Origin of the sequence: Acetobacterium sp., assembly GCF_039830195.1 — a bacterium.
Taxonomy (GTDB): Bacteria; Bacillota; Clostridia; order Eubacteriales; family Eubacteriaceae; genus Acetobacterium.
The window spans coordinates 1-3344 of sequence record NZ_JBDODG010000024.1 but is presented as its reverse complement, the minus strand read 5'-3'; the positions used below and the strand labels follow the sequence as shown (position 1 = coordinate 3344).

Annotated in this window: 2 protein-coding genes; both read left to right on the top strand. The window is 52.4% G+C overall.

The features are described 5' to 3' along the window. A partial coding sequence (locus tag ABGU93_RS07920) for an NADH-ubiquinone oxidoreductase-F iron-sulfur binding region domain-containing protein (RefSeq protein ID WP_347412932.1) occupies positions 1-401 on the top strand: 401 nt, incomplete at its 5' end. A gap of 14 nt (positions 402-415) precedes the next feature. Next, positions 416-3334: an FAD-dependent oxidoreductase gene (locus ABGU93_RS07915; RefSeq protein ID WP_347412931.1), complete on the top strand. Its 2919-nt coding sequence runs from the start codon at positions 416-418 to the stop codon at positions 3332-3334. The last annotated feature ends 10 nt before the right edge of the window (positions 3335-3344 follow it).

The window sequence follows — 3344 nt, the reverse complement described above, 5'->3', positions numbered from 1 at the left end:
CCACCCGGATGCTGGAAATCCTCAACCGGATTACCCAGGGAGAAGGACAGAATGGTGACATCGAACTGCTCGAAGAACTCTGTTACAAGATCAAAGACGGTTCCCTGTGCGGCCTGGGTCAGACTGCCCCCAACCCGGTGCTGACCACCATCAAATATTTTAGAAACGAATATGAAGACCATATTTATCATCATAAATGCACCGCCAAAAGCTGCAAGCCGCTGTTAACCTACACCATTGACAAAGAAAAATGCGTGGGCTGCGGCGCCTGCAAAAAGAACTGTCCCGTGGCAGCCATTACCGGCGAAAAGAAGCTGGTCCATGAAATCAATCAGGACCTCTGCATCAAGTGCGGCAAATGCTTTGCCGTCTGTAAATTTGATTCCGTCATCATTGACTAGAAAGGAGTGGGAGAATGAAAAAATTTAAACTAAACATCGATGGAAAAGAAGTCACCGGTATTCCCGGACAAACCATTTTAGAAGTCGCCCGGGAAAATGCAATAGATATTCCCACCCTGTGCTATGACGACCGCCTGGAGATCTACGGTTCCTGCGGCCTCTGTGTGGTGGAAGTTGCCGGCATTCCCAAGATTCTCAAAGCCTGCGCCACTGAAATCAGCGACAACATGGTAGTCAGCACCAGGACCCCCCGAGTCATTGAATCCCGCAAAACCAACCTCGAGTTACTGCTTTCCAAACATATCGGCGACTGCGTTGCCCCCTGTAAACGGGCCTGTCCCGGCACCACCGACTGCCAGGGCTATGTCGGTTTAATCGCCAATGGCGAATTCGAAGAAGCCTTAAAGCTGATCAAAGAACAATTGCCCCTGCCCGGGGCCATTGGCCGGGTCTGTCCCCATCCCTGTGAAGACGCCTGTCGGCGCGGCGACGTCGATCAGCCGATCGCCATTGCCTGGCTCAAACGCTTCGCCGCCGACTTTGATATGACTCATGAGATGTTCCGACCCGAAATCGCCAAAGCCACCGGCAAATCCATCGGCATTATCGGCGGCGGCCCTGGCGGACTCACTGCCGCCTATTATCTGATCCAATCCGGCCACGCCGTTACTATCTATGACGCTATGCCCAAAATGGGTGGGATGCTCCGCTACGGGATCCCCGAATATCGCTTACCCAAAGGGGTGGTCGATGAAGAAGTGGGACTGATTGAAGACATGGGCGTGGTCTTTAAAAACAATACCCGCATCGGCGTCGATATCCCCTTTGACACCATCCGCAACACCCATGACGCCGTCTATGTGGCCCTGGGTGCCTGGACCAGTTCCGGCCTGAGATGTGACGGCATCGATGCCAAGGGCGTCATCGGCGGGATTGAGCTGCTCCAGCAGGTGGCCAATAACGAACCGATTGTCCTTGGCGAAAAAGTCGCCATTGTCGGCGGCGGCAACACTGCCATGGATGCCTGCCGTACCGCGATCCGGTTAGGTGCCAAAGAAGTCTACAACATCTACCGAAGGACTAAAGCCGAAATGCCGGCGGAAGAAATTGAAATCAGCGAAGCCGAAGAAGAAGGGGTGATCTTCAAGAACCTGACCAACCCCATCGAAGTGATCAAAGGCGACGACGGTCAGATCGTTAAGATAAGACTCCAGAAAATGGCTCTGGGCGAACCCGATGCCAGTGGCAGAAGAAGCCCAGTTCCGATGGTTGGCGAAGAAGAGATCCTCGACATCGATACCCTGATTCTGGCCATCGGCCAGGGGATTAACCCCGATGGGATCGGTGCCGCCAACACCGATAAAAAAGAAAACAACGAAAGCAAAGAAAACAGTATTGATAACCGCCTGGCCCTGACCAAATGGAACACCGTCCTGGCCGACGAACAGACCTTCCGGACCAATCTCGACGGTGTTTTTGCCGGCGGGGACTGCATCAACAGCGGCGCCTCGATTGTCATTAAAGCCGTTGGCGATGCCAAAAAAGCCGTGCCCTTTATCGAAGGCTATCTAAACGGCGAAACCATCGCTTACCACGAACCCTATTACGTGATCCGTGAGTCAGTGGACCAGGATTATCTCGAAAGCATCAAGAAAAACAAACGCCCGGTGATGGTTCATCTCTTACCGGAAGAGCGTAATGATAACTTCCTGGAAGTGGTCGAAGGCTACAACCCCTTACAGGCTGTCGAAGAAGGCAAACGCTGCCTTGAATGCGGCTGTCAGGATTACTTTGAATGTAAGTTGATCGCCTATGCCAATGAATATAATGTTAAACCTGAACGCTTCAAGGGCAAGAACCCGGAAGCCAAGATTCAGGACGACCATCCCTTTGTCATCCGCGACAACAGCAAGTGCATCACCTGCGGTCTCTGCGTCCGGGTCTGCGACGAAATCGTCGGCGCCGAGGCCCTCGGTCTGGTTGACCGGGGCTTTGAAACCATTGTCGAACCGGCTCTGAGACAGCCACTGAAAGACACCGGCTGCGTCAGCTGCGGCATGTGCATCTCGGTTTGTCCCACCGGCGCTTTAAGAGAAGGGCTCACCGGGATTAAACAGATTCCCTTGGATACCAAAAAAACTGAATCCACCTGCGGCTACTGTTCCGCTGGCTGTCAGATCATCATCGAATCCAAGGGTGATACGATCATCAAAGCGATTCCGCAGAAAAACCATCAGGATCTCAATCAGGGGGTGATGTGCGGCCGCGGCCGCTTTGGCACCAACCTGGTCCAGTGGGGCGAACGCATCACCACCCCGCTGATCCGCAATAAGCAAGGTGAGCTGGAAGAAGCCACCTGGTACGACGCCCTGGTGACCATTGCCAAAAGATCTCAGAGCATTGCCGCCCGTTACGGCGCCGAAGCCGTGAAGATGGGCATTTCACCCAAGTATACCAATGAGGAAATTTATACCTTTACTAAGCTGGCCGAGGTGCTCCGGGCTGAGACTTTCAGTTTCAGTAACCGCAAGACGGGAGAAGCAGCTGTCCGTCAAGGTAATTACCAGATCCGGGATATGCAGGCCATTGTCAGTGCTGATACCATTCTGGTTCTGGGCATGCTGCCGGAGGACAACCCGATTGTTAAGTATAAGCTGATCCAGGCCGAAAAAAATGGAGCGACGATCATGGTAATCAATCACCGGGAAAGTGGCTATGGTAAGCTGGGCCAGGAGTTTATCCTTGGTTGTGACCAGTTGCCATTTTTAGGGGAAATTACCAAACATGTGCTGGAAAACAGCAAAGTCAAAAGAGATCTTGCAAATCTGGAGCTGCTGAAAACCTCACTTTTTGATTTTGATATCAGCGAGGATACCAGAACAATCGGCTGGAGTGTTATCATAAAAGTGCAGTCCCAAATTGCAAGGAAATGAGGTAAAATAG